The organism is Chryseobacterium sp. IHB B 17019 (assembly GCF_001456155.1).
Classification (GTDB): Bacteria; Bacteroidota; Bacteroidia; order Flavobacteriales; family Weeksellaceae; genus Chryseobacterium.
In genome coordinates this window covers 2,080,800-2,101,868 of sequence record NZ_CP013293.1, presented here as the reverse complement: position 1 = coordinate 2,101,868, position 21,069 = coordinate 2,080,800, and the positions used below count along the sequence as shown (strand labels likewise).

The 21,069-nt window shown below is 36.2% G+C and carries 20 protein-coding genes and 1 pseudogene; 15 read left to right on the top strand and 6 right to left on the bottom strand.

Annotation, left to right across the window (positions count from 1 at the left end; all coding sequences use genetic code 11):
* Positions 1 to 94: 94 nt before the first annotated feature.
* From metQ to ATE47_RS09705, 3 genes are all read right to left on the bottom strand, one after another.
* The gene (gene metQ / locus ATE47_RS09715; protein ID WP_062161783.1) at positions 95 to 907 is read right to left on the bottom strand and encodes a methionine ABC transporter substrate-binding lipoprotein MetQ; all 813 of its coding nucleotides are present in this window, start codon (positions 905 to 907) and stop codon (positions 95 to 97) included.
* A gap of 171 nt (positions 908 to 1,078) precedes the next feature.
* Positions 1,079 to 1,735 carry a methionine ABC transporter permease MetI gene (gene metI / locus ATE47_RS09710; RefSeq protein WP_062161782.1) on the bottom strand — a complete coding sequence of 219 codons (657 nt, stop codon included), beginning with the start codon at positions 1,733 to 1,735 and terminating at the stop codon, positions 1,079 to 1,081.
* Positions 1,728 to 2,756, bottom strand: coding sequence for a methionine ABC transporter ATP-binding protein (locus ATE47_RS09705; protein ID WP_062161781.1), 1,029 nt, complete (start codon positions 2,754 to 2,756; stop codon positions 1,728 to 1,730). The genes metI and ATE47_RS09705 overlap by 8 nt, the downstream gene beginning before the upstream one ends.
* 413 nt (positions 2,757 to 3,169) lie before the next feature.
* Here ATE47_RS09705 and ATE47_RS09700 point away from each other — a divergent pair, with 413 nt between their 5' ends.
* From ATE47_RS09700 to ATE47_RS09670, 7 genes are all read left to right on the top strand, one after another.
* Entirely contained in the window at positions 3,170 to 3,466 is a 297-nt protein-coding gene (locus ATE47_RS09700) for a GNAT family N-acetyltransferase (RefSeq protein ID WP_062161780.1), read from the top strand.
* Between the two features lie 142 nt (positions 3,467 to 3,608).
* A complete protein-coding gene (locus tag ATE47_RS09695; protein ID WP_062161779.1) occupies positions 3,609 to 5,729 on the top strand; it encodes a type IA DNA topoisomerase in 2,121 nt (706 codons plus the stop codon).
* 121 nt (positions 5,730 to 5,850) lie between these two features.
* Positions 5,851 to 6,273, top strand: coding sequence for a PaaI family thioesterase (locus tag ATE47_RS09690; protein ID WP_062161778.1), 423 nt, complete (start codon positions 5,851 to 5,853; stop codon positions 6,271 to 6,273).
* A 76-nt stretch (positions 6,274 to 6,349) separates the two neighbouring features.
* On the top strand, positions 6,350 to 6,694 hold the full coding sequence (locus tag ATE47_RS09685; RefSeq protein WP_062161777.1) for a phage holin family protein: 345 nt from the start codon (positions 6,350 to 6,352) through the stop codon (positions 6,692 to 6,694).
* A 374-nt stretch (positions 6,695 to 7,068) separates the two neighbouring features.
* Positions 7,069 to 9,063, top strand: coding sequence for a S9 family peptidase (locus tag ATE47_RS09680; protein WP_062161776.1), 1,995 nt, complete (start codon positions 7,069 to 7,071; stop codon positions 9,061 to 9,063).
* 128 nt (positions 9,064 to 9,191) lie between these two features.
* A complete protein-coding gene (locus ATE47_RS09675; RefSeq protein WP_062161775.1) occupies positions 9,192 to 9,680 on the top strand; it encodes a DNA-deoxyinosine glycosylase in 489 nt (162 codons plus the stop codon).
* Positions 9,677 to 10,357: a hypothetical protein gene (locus tag ATE47_RS09670; protein WP_062161774.1), complete on the top strand. Its 681-nt coding sequence runs from the start codon at positions 9,677 to 9,679 to the stop codon at positions 10,355 to 10,357. The genes ATE47_RS09675 and ATE47_RS09670 overlap by 4 nt, the downstream gene beginning before the upstream one ends.
* Before the next feature lie 25 nt (positions 10,358 to 10,382).
* Here ATE47_RS09670 and ATE47_RS09665 read toward each other — a convergent pair whose 3' ends face one another.
* The gene (locus tag ATE47_RS09665; protein ID WP_062161773.1) at positions 10,383 to 11,075 is read right to left on the bottom strand and encodes an AIM24 family protein; all 693 of its coding nucleotides are present in this window, start codon (positions 11,073 to 11,075) and stop codon (positions 10,383 to 10,385) included.
* Between the two features lie 193 nt (positions 11,076 to 11,268).
* On the opposite strand from ATE47_RS09665, the gene queA reads away from it, so the two are divergent.
* The 5 genes from queA (at position 11,269) to ATE47_RS09640 (ending at position 16,008) form a co-directional block, all read left to right on the top strand.
* Positions 11,269 to 12,318: a tRNA preQ1(34) S-adenosylmethionine ribosyltransferase-isomerase QueA gene (gene queA, locus ATE47_RS09660; protein ID WP_062161772.1), complete on the top strand. Its 1,050-nt coding sequence runs from the start codon at positions 11,269 to 11,271 to the stop codon at positions 12,316 to 12,318.
* A gap of 71 nt (positions 12,319 to 12,389) precedes the next feature.
* The gene (rlmN, locus tag ATE47_RS09655) at positions 12,390 to 13,424 is read left to right on the top strand and encodes a 23S rRNA (adenine(2503)-C(2))-methyltransferase RlmN (protein ID WP_062161771.1); all 1,035 of its coding nucleotides are present in this window, start codon (positions 12,390 to 12,392) and stop codon (positions 13,422 to 13,424) included.
* Between the two features lie 74 nt (positions 13,425 to 13,498).
* Positions 13,499 to 13,930 (top strand): sterol desaturase family protein, encoded by a 432-nt coding sequence (locus ATE47_RS09650; RefSeq protein WP_228376257.1) that lies wholly within the window; start codon positions 13,499 to 13,501, stop codon positions 13,928 to 13,930.
* Positions 13,931 to 14,052: 122 nt separating this feature from the next.
* Positions 14,053 to 14,961 (top strand): hypothetical protein, encoded by a 909-nt coding sequence (locus ATE47_RS09645; protein WP_062161770.1) that lies wholly within the window; start codon positions 14,053 to 14,055, stop codon positions 14,959 to 14,961.
* A gap of 69 nt (positions 14,962 to 15,030) precedes the next feature.
* Positions 15,031 to 16,008 (top strand): polyprenyl synthetase family protein, encoded by a 978-nt coding sequence (locus tag ATE47_RS09640; protein ID WP_062161769.1) that lies wholly within the window; start codon positions 15,031 to 15,033, stop codon positions 16,006 to 16,008.
* Position 16,009: 1 nt separating this feature from the next.
* Here the strand turns inward: ATE47_RS09640 and ATE47_RS09635 are convergent, their stop codons facing one another.
* Positions 16,010 to 16,303 (bottom strand): hypothetical protein, encoded by a 294-nt coding sequence (locus ATE47_RS09635; protein ID WP_062161768.1) that lies wholly within the window; start codon positions 16,301 to 16,303, stop codon positions 16,010 to 16,012.
* A gap of 137 nt (positions 16,304 to 16,440) precedes the next feature.
* Here ATE47_RS09635 and ATE47_RS09630 point away from each other — a divergent pair, with 137 nt between their 5' ends.
* Together ATE47_RS09630 and ATE47_RS19530 are read left to right on the top strand one after the other, a co-directional pair.
* A complete protein-coding gene (locus ATE47_RS09630; protein WP_062161767.1) occupies positions 16,441 to 18,873 on the top strand; it encodes an alpha-ketoacid dehydrogenase subunit alpha/beta in 2,433 nt (810 codons plus the stop codon).
* A gap of 98 nt (positions 18,874 to 18,971) precedes the next feature.
* Positions 18,972 to 19,429: pseudogene (locus ATE47_RS19530) on the top strand (DUF2750 domain-containing protein).
* 5 nt (positions 19,430 to 19,434) lie between these two features.
* On the opposite strand, the gene ATE47_RS09620 reads toward ATE47_RS19530, so the two are convergent.
* Positions 19,435 to 19,824, bottom strand: a complete 390-nt coding sequence (locus ATE47_RS09620; RefSeq protein WP_062161766.1) for a winged helix-turn-helix transcriptional regulator — start codon at positions 19,822 to 19,824, stop codon at positions 19,435 to 19,437.
* A 120-nt stretch (positions 19,825 to 19,944) separates the two neighbouring features.
* On the opposite strand from ATE47_RS09620, the gene ATE47_RS09615 reads away from it, so the two are divergent.
* Entirely contained in the window at positions 19,945 to 21,006 is a 1,062-nt protein-coding gene (locus tag ATE47_RS09615) for an NADH:flavin oxidoreductase (RefSeq protein ID WP_062161765.1), read from the top strand.
* The last annotated feature ends 63 nt before the right edge of the window (positions 21,007 to 21,069 follow it).

The following is a 21,069-nucleotide window of genomic DNA, read 5'->3' as shown; positions in this document are numbered from 1 at the left end:
TGTTAATTGTCAATAGCCAATTATGTGAAAAGTCAATATACATGATGTTGGAAAATTCACTATTCATAATTGACTTTCTGACCCTTCACTTTTCTCAGTTCCAGCCTTTAATAGCGCCGCCTTTGAAAATTTCCTCCGCTTTTTTCGCTACTTCATCGGACTCATAAGCTTTTACAAAGTTTTTCACCTTTTCGGAGGTTTTATTGTCGTGTCTGGCAACAATTACATTAACGTAAGGTGAGTCTTTGTCTTCCTTAAGAATGCCCTGTTTATTGGCATCTAATCCGGCCTGAGCGGCAAAATTATTATTAATTATAGCTAAAGCAACTTCTTTGTCATCCAACACTCTGGGCAGTTGGGGAGCTTCAATTTCAAGGATTTTCAACTGTTTCGGATTGTCGGCGATGTCGGTTACTTTTGGTAATAATCCGATTCCTTCTTTTAATTTTAATAATCCGTTTTTCTGTAAAAGAAGTAAAGAGCGACCTCCGTTTGTAGGGTCGTTTGGAATGACAATTGTGCTTCCGTTTTGAAGCTCGCTGATATTTTTTATCTTTTTTGAATAGGCTACAATCGGGTATACAAAAGTATTTCCGACAACCGCTAATTTATAGCCTCTCTGTTTGGCCTGCTCGTTTAAATAAGGAACATGCTGAAACGCATTGGCATCGATATCTCCGTTATTCAAAGCTTCATTCGGCACGACATAATCATTGAATGCAACAAGCTCTACTTCAAGATTGTACTTTTCTTTCGCTACCTTTTTTGCTGTTTCTGCGATTTCCTGCTCCGGCCCGGAAGTGATCCCGATTTTAATATAATTAGGATCATCTTTTTTCGTTGAATTACAAGCTGTAAATAACAACAGGATTGCCGACAATAAACCTAAAGTCTTTATTTTTTTCATTGTAAATTATTTAAGTAAAAATTTTTTAAAACGATAAAAGGCTGATAAGCTAATTGCAAATAAGCCCTTTATCTGCACTATTTCACATTCACACTATATTCAAAAGTCAAAACGCTCACACGCTAAAACTCTCATATGCTCACACTCTCAAATTCTCTCACTCTCCAACAATTAACGATGATCAAACCTCTTCGCCAATCTGTCACCCGAAAACTGGATAATAAAAACAATAGCAACCAATAAACCCAATACAAGATTCATAATCACTGCATCATACCCGATGTAACCGTACTGATAGCCGATCTGCCCTAATCCTCCGGCTCCCACAGCACCACCCATCGCCGAATATCCGACCAGAGTGATTAATGTAATCGTGGCATTATTGATCAAAGAAGGAAGTGCTTCCGGCAACAGAACTTTCCGGATAATCTGAAACGGACTGGCTCCCAAAGCTCTCGCAGTTTCAATTAACCCATAAGGAATTTCCAGCAGGCTGTTTTCAACCAATCTGGCTATAAAAGGTGCTGCACCGATGCTTAATGGAACTAGCGCGGCATTCATTCCAATTGATGTTCCAACAAGGCTCCTCGTAAAAGGAATCATCCAGACGATCAAAATAATAAAGGGAATAGATCGAAAAATATTAACCAAAACAGACAAAACCCTGTTATAAATTACATTTTCCAAAAGTTGTCCTTTTCTCGTGAGAAATAATAGAATTCCCACAGGTAATCCCAAAACAAATCCGAAAAATCCTGAAACAAATGTCATAAAAACCGTCTCCCAAACTCCCTTCGATAAAAGGGAAATCACCGTATCACTAAGCATATCCTCTTACCGTATTTTGAATTTTATTCTGATTAAAATAATAAATGGCCTGCTGATTTTCTTCATCTTCACCCTGAAGCTGCAGCAGCAGTTTTCCGAAATTGGCTTCTCCAAGATATTCTACATCTGCTTTCAAAATCTTGTAAGGAATTTTATATTTATCATAAACTATGGAAAGTAAGTCTTCAACAGATAAATTTTCATTAAGTTCAACTTCGATAAGTGGAAATAATCCGTCTTGTGGTTCTTTTTGTAGTTTTTTATTCAGTTCCTGCGGTATAGTCATAACACGTGAGTTTAAAAATTGTTTGATGATTGGGTGGTCTTTATTTGAAATAATATCACTTAAAGTTCCTTTAATTAAAAGCTTTCCTTTATCGATCACAGCGACGTGATTACAAATGGATTTGATAACTTCCATTTCATGGGTAATAAGCAAAATTGTAATGCCCAGCTTTTGGTTGATATCCCTCAGTAATTGTAAAATTGATTGTGTGGTGGCGGGATCAAGCGCACTTGTCGCTTCGTCACAGAGTAGGAGATAAGGGTCATTTGCCAGAGCTCTTGCAATCGCAACTCTTTGTTTTTGCCCTCCCGAAAGGCTTCTCGGATAATCATTGGCCTTTTCTTCCAGTCCTACAATTTTCAGTAATTCATTAACTTTTTTGTTGATTTCACTTTTATTGGTATTATCTAATTCCAGTGGAAGCGCTATATTTTCAAAAACCGTTCTTGAAGAAAGAAGGTTAAAATGCTGGAAAATCATTCCAATCTTTTTTCTTTCTTTGGCTAATTGTTTAGTATTTAATTTCGTGAAATCTTTACCATTAATAATGATTTCGCCGGAATCCGGTTTTTCAAGAAGATTTACCGTCCGGATTAATGTACTTTTTCCCGCTCCGGAAAACCCGATGATTCCTACAATGTCACCCTGCTCAACATTCAGGGTTACATTGTCCAGTGCTTTAAAAGACTGTTTATTTTGATGAAAAGTTTTTGAAATATTCTTTATCTCTATCATTTTGATGGAATTCTATTAAACAAAAAAAGGCTCTACAACGTGGTAAAGCCTTTAAAAATATGTATATAAAAGTAAGGTCAACCACAGCAATATTGGAATTCAGGCATACAGCAATGCATCATCATTGTATTGATGCTGTATTTCCTCATTGAATTATTTTTAAAATCTACTTTCATTTTTTGTATATCTTGAATACGGTTGCAAATATAAAGCATAATTTTTTATTAGTCCACTGAAAAAGTAGACTTTTTAAAAATTAATTTAAATATTTTGATTAAATTATTGATTTTTAGACAGTTAATTTAATATGGTTAATTCAGGAAAAAAATAATAAGTTTCCGCCGAAATTATCATAGATCATTCGGTAGTTTTAATATAGATTATAAATTTGCTTAAAATAAATAACAAAAAATATGGAAAGAACAGAAGTGGTTTTAGCAAACGTAAGAGGTGAAGTTCAACTTTTCTCGGACGATAACAAAGCTGGTAAAATGGATATTTCAGTAATCGGAAAAAAATTAACTGTTTACCACACAGAAGTTAATCCTGAATACGAAGGCAGAGGTTTCGCGAAATTATTACTGGAAAGACTGGTTTCCTACGCAAGAGAAAACGACTTGAAAATTGTACCGTTGTGTCCATATGTTCACGCACAATTCAAGCGTCATCCGGAAGAATTTAATGATGTTTGGTTGAAAGAAGGAGAATAAGAATTATTTTGATGTAAATTAAAATCATCATTAATAAATTCATATCTTCCACACAATCAGCGATAGCCTGCAACGTTCAACTTAATTTGCATTAAGTCAAAAAAAATCCCGAATTTTGCAGCCCTCTCAATAATTCGAATTCATGAAACTTTGTATTGCCGAAAAACCCAGTGTTGCCAGAGATATCGCCAAAGTTTTGGGTGCTACCACGCCGAAACAGGGCTATATGGAAGGAAACGGCTATTGTGTGACATGGACTTTCGGACATCTCTGCACTCTCAAAGAACCTCATGATTACGGGCCTCAGTACAAATCCTGGAATCTGTTTTTACTGCCAATTATTCCCGCCAATTTCGGAATCAAATTAATTCCCAATAAAGGTGTTGAAAATCAATTTAAAGTCATCGAAAGATTGGTCGGAGAATGTGATGAGGTCATCAACTGCGGGGATGCTGGACAGGAGGGAGAACTCATTCAGAGATGGGTTTTACAAAAAGCAAAATGCAACAAACCGATTCAGCGATTGTGGATTTCGTCCCTTACCGAAGAGGCAATCAAAGAAGGTTTTGCGAATTTAAAACCCGCCGAAGACTATAAAAATCTATACCTCGCAGGAAATGCAAGAGCAATCGGGGATTGGCTGCTGGGAATCAATGCAACAAGACTTTTCACGAAAAAATTTGGAGGAAATAAAGCCGTTTTGTCTATCGGAAGGGTACAGACTCCAACTTTGGCGATGTTGGTTCAGCGTCAGAAAGAAATTGATGCTTTTACGGTTGAAGAATATTGGGAACTCAAAACAAAATACCGCGATGTAATTTTCAATGCGGCAATTGATCGTTTAAAAACGTTAGACCGTGCCGAAAAAGGCCTGGAATATTTAAAGGAAAACCTTTTTGAGATTGTTTCTTTTGAAATTAAAGAAGGAAAAGAGAAAAATCCGAGGCTTTTTGACCTGACCGGTCTTCAGGTAGAAGCCAACAAAAAATATGGTTATTCTGCGGAAAATACATTGAATTATATCCAAAGTCTTTACGAAAAAAAGCACGTGACTTATCCTCGTGTTGATACCACTTATTTATCGGAAAGTTTATATCCGAAAATAGGAGGAATCCTCAGGAAAATGACGTTTTATCAGGAGTTGGTTGCCCCTTTATTACAAGCACCGATTCCGAAGTCAAAAGCGGTTTTTGATGATACAAAAGTAACTGATCACCACGCGATTATTCCAACCGAAGTTCCACCTTCTCAAAATCTGAGCAGGGAAGAGAAATTGATCTATGATTTAATTGCAAAACGTTTTATTTCAGTCTTTTACCCCGAATGTAAAATTTCAAATACTTTGGTTGAAGCAAAAGTGGGAACTATTCCCTTCAAAACCAGCGGAAGACAGATTTTAGAACCTGGTTGGAGAGCCGTTTATGCCAAAGAACCAAAGGAAGAGCCGACCGATAAAGAAAAAGACAAGGAGGAAGAACAGACAATTCCGGAATTTAAGGTTGGCGAAACCGGACCGCACGATCCGATGATTCATCAGGGAAAAACTTCAGCCCCAAAACCTTACACGGAAGCTACACTTCTGAGGGCTATGGAAACTGCCGGAAAACAGGTGGAAGATGATGAGCTTCGGGAGTTATTAAAAAACAACGGAATCGGAAGGCCATCAACCCGCGCCAATATTATCGAAACTCTTTTCAAAAGAAAATATATTGAGAAGAAAAGGAAAAACCTGATCGCAACTCAAACCGGAATTCAATTAATTGACACCATTGAAGACGAACTGCTCAAAAGTCCGGAACTGACGGGTGAATGGGAATCTAAACTCCGTAAAATTGAAAAAGGCGAATATGAAGCCAATCAGTTTAAAGAAGAATTGATTCAAATGGTAACGGAGCTCACCAAAAAAGTTGTTGACGGTAAAGGAAAAGTGATCACATTGCAGGAAGAAGAAAAAGTGGTTGAAAAGAAAAAACGCGAGCCGGCCGTCAAAAAAGAACTTCAATCCTGGAAAGAAACGCAGTGCCCGAAATGCAAAAAACACAATTTAATGAAAGGAAAAACCGCTGTTGGATGTTCTGATTTTAAAAATTGTGGTTTTAAAGTTGGCTTCGAGATTTTCGGGAAAAAGATTTCGGATAAACAGTTGATGGACTTGGTTTTAAAAGGAAAAACTTCAAAATTAAAAGGCTTTAATGCACATCCTGACGGTTTGACGGAAGGGATTGTGTCTTTGGATGAGAGTTTTACTTTAGTTCTTAATTGATTTTATTACCATTAAATACTCTAATATAAATTGTATAAACAAGCATACAGATTCATGTTATCTGTGAAAAAATTCGTGCCCATTAGTGTTTAAAAATTAAATTTGTATTAAAGTAAAAATAATGACCCCAGAAAAAAAACAACTCATAATCGACAGCTTCAACCGTTCCGAAACCTTACAATTCTACAAAGCGGAACTATTGCAGGTGGAAAAAGATTTCATCTCCATGAAAATTCCGAAAATGGATTTAATGACCAGAAAAGCCGGAATGTTCAATGGGGCTATGATCGCTTCTTTGGTCGATGTTTCTTCAGGGTATGCTGCTGTAAGTCATTATGAAGAAGACTGTTATGTGGTAACTGTTGAATTAAAAGTGAATTATTTAAGACCAGCCATCGGCGATGCATTGATTTCAAAATCTTATGTTGTGAAAGGCGGCGCAAAAATCAGCGTAATAAGAACGGAAATCTATACTGTCGACGAAAAAGGAGAATCGGAAAGTCATGTGGCCACATCGCTGGTGACCATGATGAAAATAAAATAGACGAAAATCAAATGAAATTTCTCCGCAATGGAATAAGTTTTGCACAACAGTAGCTATAACATTAAAATTATAAACTATGAACTTAATTATTCGGCTACTCGTAACCGCAATTGTTGCGTATCTTTTAACGAAAATTTTACCGGGTGTACATTTTGAAGGTTTTTCAGGAGCCATTATTTTTGCTATTGTTTTAGCACTTTTAAACCTGATTGTTAAGCCTGTTCTAAGCCTTTTTGGATTACCGTTAACCATTATCACGTTAGGATTATTCGCTTTGGTAATCAATGCGTTAATTATTCTGATTGCAGATTATTTCATCGACAGTATGGTGGTAGACGGCTTCTGGTGGGCGCTGATTTTCAGTATCTTACTGTCAATTATTACATCTCTCGCCAATTCGATGTTCTCGGATAAAGATTGAAAAAATTAAAAAGTTAAATTCATATATGTTCAATTCGCCAGTCAGTTTGATTGGCGAATTTTTTTTGGAGCTTTTTCCAGCTTTCCGCTACAATCTTTTTTTTCAAAAAAGGATTTCCACTGCAATCTGGGCTAGGGTCTTTGTCGTTACTTCAATTTATCTCATCAATACAACCCTCTGTTTGTCATCCAGAAAGGATCTCAACAGCCTAATTTACGATGTCCAGATCCTTTCTGGATAACAAAAGAGTGGGAAATATCTATAACAGAAAAAAATCTTACAATCATATCATCTGCAAAAACATTTATCCTATTTCTATCCAAAAAATAAAACTTAAATATTAACTTTGGCAATCTTTGAATTAATATCAACATATGAAACTTAAGTACAGTCTGCTGGCTTTGGCAGCTCCGCTCTTAATGAATGCACAACAAGTAATGACGCCTGAAATTCTTTGGACTTTGAAAAAAGTGGGAGTACAGGCAGTTTCACCGGATCAGTCTTCGCTTATTTATAAAATAGGACAGGTAGATCTTAAAACAGAAAAAACAAAAAACGAGAACTATTTATTAAATGTTCTGAATAATCAATCCACAAAAATAGACTTTGGTAAAAAAGCTCTTATTCAGTGGGATAAAAATGGAATTTACGCTCAGGAAGGCGACAAAATTTTCCTTTCCAAAGACAGCGGAAAAACATGGGCAGAATTTTATACCATCGGTGAGGCTGACAATGTGGTAATTTCTCCGGACGGTAAAAAAATCGCTTTCAGCAAGCAGGTTTTGGTGGAAAAAGTAATGGGAAAAGACAAATATTCCGATACTCCGAAAACCACCGCACAAGTATATACAGACCTGAATCACAGACACTGGGATTATTTTAATGAAGGAAAATACAACCATGTTTTTGTGGTAAATACGTCAGATAAAGTAGATACTGCAAAAGATCTATTGGAAGGAAAAATGTGGGATTCTCCGCAAAGACCTTTTGGTGGCGCAGAAGATTTCATCTGGAGCCCGGATTCTTCACAGCTTTTATATGTCACAAAACCAAAAAGCGGTAAAGAATACGCAACCAGCACCAATACAGATATTTTCGCTTACGATTTAGCTTCTGGACAGACAAAAAACCTGACGGAAACGAATAAAGGTTACGATGTAAATCCAAAATTCAGTCCGGATGGAAAATCTCTGATCTGGCAAAGCATGGCTAGAGACGGCTATGAAGCAGATAAAAATGACATCAAAATCTTAGATTGGAAATCAGGAAAAACTTCAAATCTTACAAATGGTTGGGACGAAAGTGTTTCAGGAGATGTTTTCTGGGGCGGTGATTCAAAAACAATTTATTTTACGGCGGCTTTCAGAGGAACAAAACAATTATTTTCTTTAGATCCGAAAAATGCTAAAGTTCAGCAGATCACAAGAGGTGATTTTGACGTGAATGAAATTTTTACAGATAATAAGAATTCGCTTTTAGTAGGAAGAACTGATGTAAACCATGCCACAGATCTGTTCTCTGTAAACTTGAAAAACGGAGAAATGAAGCAGGTTACCGAAGCTAATAAAGAAACCTACGCCAAATTATCGCAAGGAAAATCTGAGCTTAAAATGGTAAAAACTTCGGACGGAAAAGAAATGGGCGTGTGGTTTCACTATCCTCCAAACTTCGACCCGAACAAAAAATATCCCACTTTAGTATATTGTCAGGGAGGTCCGCAATCTGCTTTGACTCAATTCTTTAGCACAAGATGGAACTTTGCGTTAATGGCAGCAAACGGCTACATCGTTGTAGCTCCAAACCGTCGCGGAATGCCGGGTTGGGGAACAAAATGGAACGAAGAAATTTCAAAAGACTGGGGCGGACAACCGATGAGAGATTATCTGGAGGCAACGGATTATGCGAAAACTTTACCGTATGTTGACGGAGAAAGAGTAGCGGCTGTTGGTGCAAGCTACGGTGGTTACAGCGTATTTATGCTGGCCGGAATTCACGAAAACAGATTCAAAACATTCATCGCCCACGATGGATTATTTGATATGAAATCATGGTATCTGACAACGGAAGAGCTTTGGTTTGCGAACTGGGATTTAGGCTCACCATGGGAAAAGCCGCTGCCAAAGGCTTATACAGAATTTAATCCAAGTAATTTTGTTGATAAATGGAACAAACCAATCATGATTGTTCAGGGCGGAATTGATTTCCGTGTACCTTACGAACAAGGTCAGGAAGCTTTCCAGGCAGCAAAATTAAAAGGTCTGAAAACAAAATTCGTCTATTTTCCGAATGAAAATCACTGGGTTCTCCACCCACAAAACGGTTTGGTTTGGCAAAGAGAATTCTTTGACTGGCTAAAAGAAACATTGTAAAAATCCCCTTTCTCTGGGGGTGGTTAACATAATCATCGACAATAAAAATATCAATAGGAGCGGGCTTTAGCCCGCTTTTTGTTTTATAGTAATACAGTGGCTTTAGCCAAAATTCATATATTTGAAACATGCAAAACAGGATTTCCTCATTTCCTCCAATTATTGACGAAGATTCTAGAATATTAATTTTAGGATCAATTCCAGGTGTAAAATCTTTGGAAAAGCAACAATATTATGGTCACCCACAAAACAAATTCTGGAAAATTATTTTTGAATTATGTAATGAAAAATTTACAGAAGATTATACTGAAAGGATTAAAATTTTAAAGAAACACCATATTGCACTTTGGGATGTTATTGATTCCTGTGAACGGAAAGGAAGCCTTGATTCTGAGATTAAAAATGAAGAAGCCAACCAGATTGATAAGTTACTGGAAGAGTATCAAAACATTAAAGCTATTTTCTGTAACGGAGGAAAATCGTTTAAAAACCTGCAAAAGATTTTAGGAAAAAATTATAAAATTCCTGTATTTTTGTTGCCTTCAACAAGTCCGCTTCATACGGTTTCTTTTGAGAAGAAATTAGAAGAATGGAAAATAATTAAAACGCATTTATGAAAAAATTAATTCTATTTTTTTTAGCTTTTACTTTTAGTAATATTTTTTCTCAGCAATATCATTTTGATTATTTTATAGAAAAGCAAATAAACAAAGTCAAACCTGATAAAGAAAGAATTATTTCTAACTCTTTTTATGATTCCAATAATAAATTTAAATTAACTTTAGATACTTATAATGAAATAACAAGAGGATTTATATTTGATAAAAATACAAATCTAAGACATTGTTTTAAAGTAAGAAGGGATAATGGCTCGGTGAGTTTTCAATATGTTCACACGAATGATTTTAGCAATAAAAAAAACAATAAAGATTATTCTAAAGATGATATTTTAGAAATAAAGAGAATTGATTCTTTACAATATTCAATTATTGTATTCAAGAATGAGAAAAGGAAGAGAAAAAGATTTACAGCAGTAGTTAATTTGGAAAAATCAGATTTTAATAATCTTGATATACAGGCAGATTATAACAGATGTGACGAAATAGGTAAAGAGATAGGTAAACTTTTAGATCAAAGATTTAATTATAATATAAAAAAGCTTCAAATAAATTATTCATCAGGATATATTTTTGAGACAACAATATCAAGAATACAAAAAGTTGATCTGTCATTAAAACTTCCTGAAAAATTAATAATAAAAGAATTTGATTTTTTTGGGGAATTTCAAGACTGATCTATTCCCCAAAAAATATTGTTAACTATTTCTCCACCGTATAAACCTCCTCATAAGGCTGTATCAACACCCATCCATTCCCGGAAAATTTCATCTGGAATTCTTCACCGCTTCCTCTCCCGATCAGGCTTTTAAATGACACGTTGGTCTTCAGTTCAGGGCTAAGGTTTCCGGACCATGCTACTGTAGCATTTGGGTCTGTAAAAACAGGTGCGTCAGGAGTTACCATTAACGTCAATGGCTCTCCGTGGGTAGTAATAGCGATATGTCCCGTACCGGAAAGTTTTACCTGGAAAAGGCCTCCGGACATTACTCCGGCAATACTTTTTAGCATGGTAATATCACTTTTTACACTTTGTTCGTGCGCCAGGACATCATTTCCGTTTACACAAACTGTTTCATTATTTAGATATAAAATACGGACTTTCTTTCCTTCATCTGCAACATACAATTTCCCCGTTCCTTCGGCTTTCATTAGTTTTGAACCTTCACCACTAAGGGCTTTTTTCAATAAATTCCCGATACCTCCGGAAAGCATTCCCTGTCTTTCAAAATTGATGTTTCCAATGTAGCCTACCATGCTTCCGGCTTTGGTCCACACAGATTGATTGTTCAGGTTGATCTCCAGAAGCGCAGGCTTTTCCAGCTCGAAATAATCTCTCTCCTGAGGATTTTCTTTCGTCTCGTTTACGAAAGCTTCAATTGAATATTTGCTCATAGTATATTTTTAACTTGCAAAATACAATTTTTTGTCTTTAAATATTGCCGTAATATCACGGTTTTTTATTTCATTTAAAATTAATTTCACATCAATGTAAATAATACTTGACAAAGGGGTTGCAGATATCGTATATTTGCAGTCCTAAAATTACCTTGTAATTTTAATAATTTTTAAACCGTAATTTAAAAAAATGAAAACATCAGATTTTAATTTTGATCTTCCTGCGGAATTATTAGCAGAACACCCATCAGAACACAGAGACGAAGCGAGATTAATGGTTTTGGACAGAAAAACCCAGACCATCGAGCACAAACTGTTTAAAGATGTGGTAGATTATTTCAATGAAGAAGATCTTTTTATCTTTAATAATACGAAGGTTTTTCCAGCCCGTCTATATGGGAACAAGGAAAAGACAGGTGCTAAAATTGAAGTATTCCTTTTAAGAGAGCTGGATAAAGAAACCCGTGTTTGGGACGTATTGGTAGATCCTGCAAGAAAAATCAGAATCGGGAACAAGTTATTTTTCACTGAGGATGAATCTTTGGTAGCGGAAGTTATCGATAATACAACTTCAAGAGGAAGAACATTGAGATTCTTATTCGATGGTTCTTACGAAGAATTCAGAGCTAAATTAAAAGAATTGGGCGAAACTCCGCTTCCCAAATATATCAAAAGAGCCGTAGAGCCGGAAGATGCTGAAAGGTATCAGACGATTTATGCTAAAATAGAAGGAGCTGTAGCTGCGCCTACTGCCGGACTTCACTTTTCAAGACATTTGATGAAAAGATTGGAGATCAAAGGAATCAACTTCGCAGAAATTACCCTTCACGTTGGTTTAGGAACCTTCAACCCGATTGAAGTGGAAGATCTTTCTAAACATAAAATGGAATCAGAAGAAGTTGTAATCGACGAGAAAAATGCAGATATCATCAACAGAGCGGTGGATCAGCACAGAAGAGTTTGCGCGGTAGGAACCACTACAATGAGAGCGTTGGAAACTTCAGTTTCTTCAAACAAAAAAATCTCTGCATTCCACGGTTGGACAAACAAATTTATTTATCCGCCTCACGATTTCGGAGTGGCTAACTGTATGATCACAAACTTCCACACGCCAAAATCTACATTAATCATGATGATTGCAGCGTTTGCAGGGAGAGATTTCATAATGCAGGCATATGAAGAAGCCGTAAAAGAGAAGTATAAATTCTACTCTTACGGAGATGCAATGTTAATTCTCTAAAGATATTAGATAAAAGGCAGCAGGTCGCAGTTTAGCGCCTGCTACCTATTATCTGCAACCTATTACCTATAATGAAAGATATTCGTACTTTATCACTAGACCAGCTCAAAGACTATTTTCTTACTTTGGGGGAAAAGCCGTTTCGTGCTAAGCAGGTTTACGACTGGTTGTGGAGTAAAAATCTCCATTCTATTGATGAAATGACGAATCTTTCGAAAACTCTTCGCGAGAGAATTGCCGAAGAGTATACCATTAATCCTGTTTCTGTTGACCAACTTCAAAAAAGTACGGACGGAACCATCAAAAACGGAGTGAAGCTTCATGACGGCCTATTGGTGGAATCTGTATTAATTCCTACAGAAACAAGAACTACAGCCTGTGTTTCATCGCAGGTAGGATGTTCATTAAACTGCGAATTCTGCGCAACAGCGAGACTCAAAAGAATGAGGAATCTTGAAGTTGCAGAGATCGTGGATCAGGTAGCTTTGATTGACAGCCAGAGTAAAATGTATTTCGACAGACCGCTTTCCAATATCGTTTTTATGGGAATGGGAGAGCCGATGATGAATTACAAAAATGTAGTTGAAGCCATCAGAAAAATTACCCAGCCGGAAGGTTTGGGGATGTCTCCGAGAAGAATCACTGTTTCCACTTCCGGAATTCCCAAAATGATCAAAATGCTGGCTGATGAAGATTTAAGAGTGAAACTGGCCCTGTCGCTTCATTCTGCCATCGAATCAAAGCGTAACGAGATCATGCCTTTCTCAGATAAATTTCCTTTAACGGAAATTATGGAGTCCCTCCAATATTGGTACAAAAAAACAGGCTCTGTCATCACTTTCGAATATTGTGTCTGGAAAGATATTAATGATAAAGATGAAGATATTAAAGCCTTAATTAAATATTGCAAGCAGGTTCCTTCTAAAGTTAATTTAATTCAATACAATCCTATTGGCGACGGAAAATATGACCGATGCAACAAAAAGGCAGAAGAAGACTACATCCGTCAGCTTGAAAATGCAGGAATCGTCTGTGTCGTTAGAAAAAGCCGTGGTGGAGATATTGATGCCGCCTGCGGACAGCTAGCCAATAAAACCGCAGATTAAAATTTCATTAAAAAAAATCAAAAAAATATTTTTCAGGTTTTCTTAAATCCTAACTTTGTGTAAAACTAGTAATAATGACAGATTACTTTTTAGGCGAAGATGGATTAGAAAATATTTACGCCTGGTCTATTCCTGTTCATGCCATAATCATCTTAGCTGAAATGATTTACAGCCATATTTCTGAGGCTAAATTATATAACGGAAAAGACGTAGCCACCAGTATTTACCTTGCGTTGCTGAACTTCGGATTAGATTTTATAATGAAGGTTTTTGCAATGGGAGTGATGTTTTTCTTTTACAATCACAGCTTTTTTTCCTGGGAATTTACGGTTTGGTATTGGCTCATCTGTTTTATCATTACAGATTTTGCATATTATGTCTTACACTATGTGGATCATCATTCCAGGGCATTCTGGGCGGTACATATTACCCATCATAATTCCGAATATTTCAATTTGACAACAGGTTTCAGAAGTCCTGTTCTACAACCTCTTTACAGGTATTAATATAAATCGCACTAATCTTTTTGAAAAAATAGTCACGAAATAAACTTTGTTTTTACAAATATTTGTGGATATTAGTGAAAAAATTAGTGTTGTCCGTGTTTAAATATATCTAATTTTACTCAATGAAAAAGTTTTTTCTAATTTTCTCAATATTCATTTCCATACTTTCTTTTTCCCAAAAAACAGAGATTTTTAAGATCAGAAAATACAGAATCAATTACTTAAATGATAAAATTCAGGAGACTTCCGGCTTGAATATTCTTAATGGAAAACTTTACACTTTCAACGATGGTGGAAACGCTGCCGAGCTTTTTGAGCTGGATAAAACTACGGGAGAAATTATCCGTACCTTTAAGACTAATTTAATTAATACCGACTGGGAAGCATTGACCAGCGACGGTGAAAATTTTTATATCGGAGATTTCGGGAATAATTCAGGAAACAGAAAAAATTTGTTGATTTATAAAGTCCCTTATGAAAATCTTAATGATGTTAATATTCACAAGTTTCCTGCCTCTGAAAGGGCTATGGATGGAGTTTCTATCAAATTTTATTATCCGGAACAAAAAGATTTTACAGCAAAAAATCTTGATACCGATTTTGATGCGGAAGCAATGATTTATTTAAACGGAAACATCCATTTTTTTACGAAAGAATGGTCTTCAAAATCAACGGTACATTATAGCATCAATCCTGAAATTTCAGAACAGCAGGAAGCAAAGAAAATAGAATCTTACAAGACAAACTTTATCGTTACAGATGCTTCTTATTTTGATAAAAAGCTATATTTAATAGGCTATACAAAGAAAACGGAAGTATTTTTGGATATCTTTAACGAAGCCGGGCCGGGAATCTTCTTTAAAGAAAAACCTAAGCATTATTATTTAGGAAGTACTTTGTCACTCGGACAAATTGAAGGAATAGCCGTTGACCATACCGGGATTTATATTTCAGGGGAAACATTCAATTCGCCATTGGGAAGTACAAAAGCGAGCCTTTATTTTATTCCAAAAGAAAAACTCAAAGATTAATTTCTCTTAAAATTGCCCGAAAAAAATTATCTTTGTGGGAATTAATAATTTATCCATCATCCATAGATTGTGGCGAATACTGTAGAAGAAATCAAGCAACCGATCAATGAAGAAATGAAGCTTTTCGAACAAAAGTTTTATGAATCCATGCAGAGTAAAGTACCTTTATTAGATAAAGTCACGCGGTTTATCGTTACTACAAAGGGAAAACAGATGCGTCCCATGTTTGTATTTCTTTGTGCAAAGCTTATCGGGAATGTCAACGAAAAGACTTATCGCGGGGCTTCAATGATTGAGCTTATTCACACAGCGACGTTGGTACATGATGATGTGGTGGATGAAAGTTTTAAAAGACGAAATTTTTTCTCTATTAATGCATTATGGAAGAATAAGATTGCTGTTTTGGTAGGGGATTATCTGCTGTCGAAATCGGTTTTATTATCTACTGACCATAAAGATTATGACCTGTTGGGTGTGATTTCCAGAACAATCCGTGAGATGTCCGAAGGCGAGCTTCTTCAGTTGGAAAAAGCCAGAAAACTGGATATTACAGAAGATGTTTACTACGAAATTATCCGTCAGAAAACGGCAACTTTAATTGCTGCCTGCTGTGAAATCGGGGTTTTATCAAATAATGCCGATGAAGCCTTGGCAAAAAAAATGATGGATTTCGGGACTTTTACAGGAATGGCTTTCCAGATTAAAGATGATTTGTTTGATTATTTAACTTCAAATGTGATCGGAAAACCGGTAGGAATTGATATTAAAGAGCAAAAAATGACACTGCCATTAATTCATACCTTAAAAATCGCCAGCGAAAAAGATAAAAAATACTATTTCAACACAATAAAGCGGTACAATAACGATCAAAAACGTGTAAAAGAGTTAATTAATTTCGTTAAAACTTCCGGCGGACTGGATTACGCCATTAAAATCATGAAAGAATTTCAGCAGAAAGCCAAAGATATTCTTAATGAATTTCCTGATTCTGATGCCAAAAGATCTTTACTTATTATGCTGGATTACGTAATTGAGCGAAAATTTTAAATTAAATAATTTTTATCGTTACAATAATAACGGCCAACACGATGCAAAATAAAGCGGTTAAAAATAAATAATCCGCAATTTTCTCAAACTTCTCGGAACGCTCTTCACTTTTTGTTCTTATTGCAAGAAAAGATAAAAAACAACTGATCGCAAAACCCAGGCAGGAAATTCCCGCAAACTCGTCCAAATGCGTACTCTGACTAATTTTAGAGATTTTCAATGAAGTAATAATTACTAATGAAAATCCTAAAAGATTGCTCGATGCATTAAGAATATGCGTAGATTTATTTCCCATGATTACAAATTTATTCTAAAATAAGCACTATTTTTTTTATTATCAAATTTTTAAAAAAGATTATTAAAAATTAAAATTAATTTAAAAAGTGTATATTAGCAAAATACTTCAAGAACAAAAAATTTTTTTATTAGGCTATGCAAACAACCTATATTGAAACACAGCAAATTTCTTTTCAAGATTTTAAAAATCAGATACTTGAAGACTATAAGCTGGGAAGGATTTCTCGCGAAATGTCTTATCTGGGGAGAAGAGAAGTATTGACAGGAAAAGCTAAATTCGGAATTTTTGGGGATGGCAAAGAGCTTCCTCAATTAGCTATGGCGAAGGTTTTCAAGAATGGAGACTTCCGTTCAGGATATTACAGGGACCAGACCTTTTCATTGGCTGTAGATGCGTTATCCGTTGAAAGTTTCTTTGCACAGCTGTACGCAGATACCAGCGTTGAAAGAGAGCCTGCATCGGCCGGAAGACAGATGAACGGCCACTTTGCCACAAGAAGTTTAAATGAAGACGGAAGCTGGAAGGATTTAACAGCTCAAAAAAATATTTCTTCAGATATTTCCCCTACAGCAGGGCAAATGCCGAGATTATTAGGATTAGCACAAGCTTCAAAAATATATAAAACCGTAAAATTCGAAGGCTCTGAGAAATTCTCAAAAGAGGGTAACGAAATCGCTTTCGGGACAATTGGGGATGCCTCCACAGCGGAAGGTCATTTTTGGGAAACTTTAAATGCTGCCTGTGCGCTTCAGGTTCCTATGATTGTTTCAATCTGGGATGATGGCTATGGAATTTCGGTTCCTACGATGAAGCAGAGGGCGAAAGCGGATATTGCTGAAATGTTGAGTGGTTTCCAGAGAAAAGAGGGCGAATTTCAGGGATGTGAAATTATTCAGGTAAAAGCTTGGGATTATCCTTCATTATTGGATGCTTACGCAAGAGCAGAGCAGTTTGCAAGAGTTGAAAGTGTTCCTGTAGTGGTACATGTCATTGAAGTTACACAACCTCAGGGTCACTCGACTTCCGGATCTCACGAAAGATATAAAAACGAAGAACGTCTGGCTTGGGAAGCTCAGTTTGACGGGTTGGTGAAATTCAGAGAATGGATTTTAAATTATTCAATCGAAATTGACGGAAAAGAAGAAATTATTGCTTCTATTGAGGAGCTTGACGCTATCGATGAAGAAGCGAAAAAGACGGTAAAAGCTGGACAGAAAAATGCCTGGGAAAATTACCAGAAAACAATTACGGATTTAATTCATTCGGTATTACCTTTAGTTGAAAATCTTAAAGGTCAAAATGCTGAAATTGAAAATTATATTAATCAATTCAATAAATTAGTTTCAAAAGCTAAGAAAGATGTTTTCCATGTGGTAAGAAAATCTTTACTGGCAACCAGAGGAACAAATTCTGCAGAAAGAAATCAACTGATGCAGAAATACAACGAAATTTTTGAGGTTGAAAAAGACAATTACTCTTCTCATTTATATTCTCAGTCTCAATGGAAGGCTGAAAATGTAAAGGAAGTAAAGCCTGTTTTTTCTGAAAATTCAGAAGAAGTTGACGGAAGAGTAGTGGTAAGAAATAATTTCGATAAAATTTTTGAAAAATATCCTCAGACTTTGGTTTTTGGTGAAGATGCCGGAAATATCGGTGACGTAAACCAGGGATTGGAAGGCATGCAGGAAAAATATGGCGAAGTTCGTGTTGCAGATACGGGAATCCGTGAAGCTACGATCTTGGGTCAGGGTATTGGGATGGCAATGAGAGGGTTGAGACCGATCGCTGAAATCCAGTATTTAGATTATATTTTATATTGTTTACAGGGAATGAGTGATGATCTGGCAACGGTTCATTACAGAACAAAAGGTGGTCAGAAAGCTCCTGTAATCATCAGAACGAGAGGCCACAGACTGGAAGGAATCTGGCATTCGGGTTCTCCGATGGCTGGGATTCTGAACCTTTCAAAAGGTATTCTGGTGTTGGTTCCAAGAAACTTAACGATCGCTGCAGGATTCTACAATACGATGCTTCAGGCAGATGAGCCGGCTGTTATTGTTGAATGTCTGAACGGATACAGATTAAAAGAAAAACAACCTGACAACTTAGGTGAATTCACTGTTCCTGTCGGGAAAATAGAAGTGACGAGAGAAGGGAAAGACGTTACGTTGGTTACTTACGGATCAACCTGGAGAATCGTAATGGAAGCAGCTAGCGAATTGGAAAAATTAGGAATTTCTGCGGAAGTTATTGATGTTCAGTCATTAATTCCTTTCGATTTATCTCACGACATTGCAGAAAGTGTGAAGAAAACCAACAGATTAGTTGTAATCGACGAAGATGTGGAAGGAGGAACTTCGGCGTTTATTTTGCAACAGATTTTAGAGAAACAAAAAGCTTTCAGATATTTGGATTCTGATCCATTGACAATCGCTGCCAACGACCACAGACCTGCGTATGCAAGCGACGGAGACTATTTCAGCAAGCCATCTGTAGATGATATGGTGGAAAGAATTTACGCACTGTTTAATGAAACAAATCCTCAGAAATATCCTGCGATATTTTAATTGGGATTTTAGATATTTTAAAACCGCTTTCTTTTTGGAGGCGGTTTTTTGTTTATACATAATTTGTATATTTAGATTAATTAAAATAAACTATTTAAATGATACAAGATCAAATCTTCTTAGAAGACCGCCACAAAAATTTTGTAAAAAAAGTTTCAGAAAATGAAATTGTTTATGCCTTGAAAAATGATGACGGTTTTGCTACGTCTGTATCCAATGAAATAGAAGATGAAGAAGGAAATCCTAATGAAATCATTTGCTTTTGGTCCGATAAAGCTAGGGCAAAGTCCTGTATAAAAGATAATGGAGTGAATATGAAATTAAAGAATTACATTTATCCGAGTTTTTAGAAAATTGGTGTATTGGGATGCATAATGACGGATTGTTAGTAGGAATGGATTTTGACCACAATTTGTTTGGTTATGAAATTGAGCCTTTAGATTTAACCTTAGAAATCATAATTAGATTGAACTTATATAATAAACAAGTTATGTTTAAAAAATTTGATAGAATTGAAAATTTGGAAATTCAGATTAGGAATATTCTTGAAAATTAAAGCCATCAAACAACAACCTTTTTTATCTTCTTACTTTCCAAAATCGTTTTACAATCCTTTTGTTTCTCCGGATCATAAACATGATATTTCGTCTCCCATTCTTCCAACTGATACAAAATCGGCAACAGCGCCAATCCCTTTTCTGTCAGTGAATATTCCACTCTTGGAGGGATTTCCTTAAACTCTTCGCGGATTACCAATCCATCGGCTTGCATTTCCCGCAATTGATCGGTCAGAACCTTTCTGGAAATAACATTGATGCGAACGGCAAGCTCTCCGAAACGTAGTTTTCGGTCCTTAATTACCAATACAATAATGGGTTTCCATTTGCTTCCCAGCGCAGACATTGCTTTGCCTAGAGGACAGCTGTATTCCATTAATTCATTCTTTTTCATACGTTACTTTTACGTTACTAATGTAAGTTACTGTAAAGTTACCACTTTTTTTCTACATAAGATACAAATACGAACTATTATTAGTTACTTTGTGTAACAATTATAAAAATAAATTTAAAAATGAGTACAGAATCATTATTTAAACCGTTTCAATACAAGAATTTACAGCTTAAAAATAGAATAGTAATGGCTCCAATGACAAGAGCCCAATCTGACAACGGAGTTCCGACTCAGAAAATTGCAGATTATTATGCAAGAAGAGCAGCTTCGGAAGTAGGTTTGATCCTTTCTGAAGGAACCGTGATCAACAGACCGGCATCAAAAAATATGCAGAATATTCCTGATTTCTACGGAACAGAAGCATTAAACGGATGGAGAAACGTAATCGATGCCGTTCATGAAAACGGCGGTAAAATGGGCCCTCAGATCTGGCATGTTGGTGACACGAGAAGTTCCGCAGATTATCCTTTAATTGACATGGAAAAAGCTTCTACAATGACGTTGGAAGATATTCAGGATACGATTGCGCAGTTTGCGGCTTCTGCAAAATCTGCAAAAGACTTAGGATTTGATGTTATTGAAATTCACGGAGCTCACGGATATCTGATCGACCAGTTTTTCTGGGAAGTTACCAATACAAGAACGGATGAATATGGCGGTAAAAATATCAAGGAAAGGAGCCGTTTTGCGGTTGATGTGGTAAAAGCAATCAGGGCTGCGGTAGGAGAGGATTTCACTATTATTATTCGCCTTTCTCAATGGAAACAACAGGATTATTCATCAAAATTGGCGAGTAATCCGCAAGAAATGGAAGATTGGTTGTTGCCTTTAAAAGAAGCGGGAGTAGACATTTTCCACTGTTCACAAAGACGTTTCTGGGAATCTGAATTTGAAGGTTCCGACCTGAATTTTGCAGGTTGGGTAAAGAAAATTACCGGGCAGCCAACCATTACAGTAGGTTCCGTAGGTTTGCAAGGTGATGTGATGGGAGCTTTCGCCGGGCAGGGAAGTGAAAAAGCAGATTTAACCGAGCTGACAAGAAGAATGGAAAGAGGAGATTTTGACCTTGTTGCGGTTGGTCGTGCATTATTACAAGATCCGCTTTGGGCGAAAAAAATTAAAGAACAAAATACAGAAGCAATTTTAGATTTTTCAGCAGAAAGTTTGGGAGTGCTTTATTAAAAAAGTAATTGTTAATGGTGAATCTGCTTCGTCGTCAATTTGATTTACAACTTTTTTAAATTG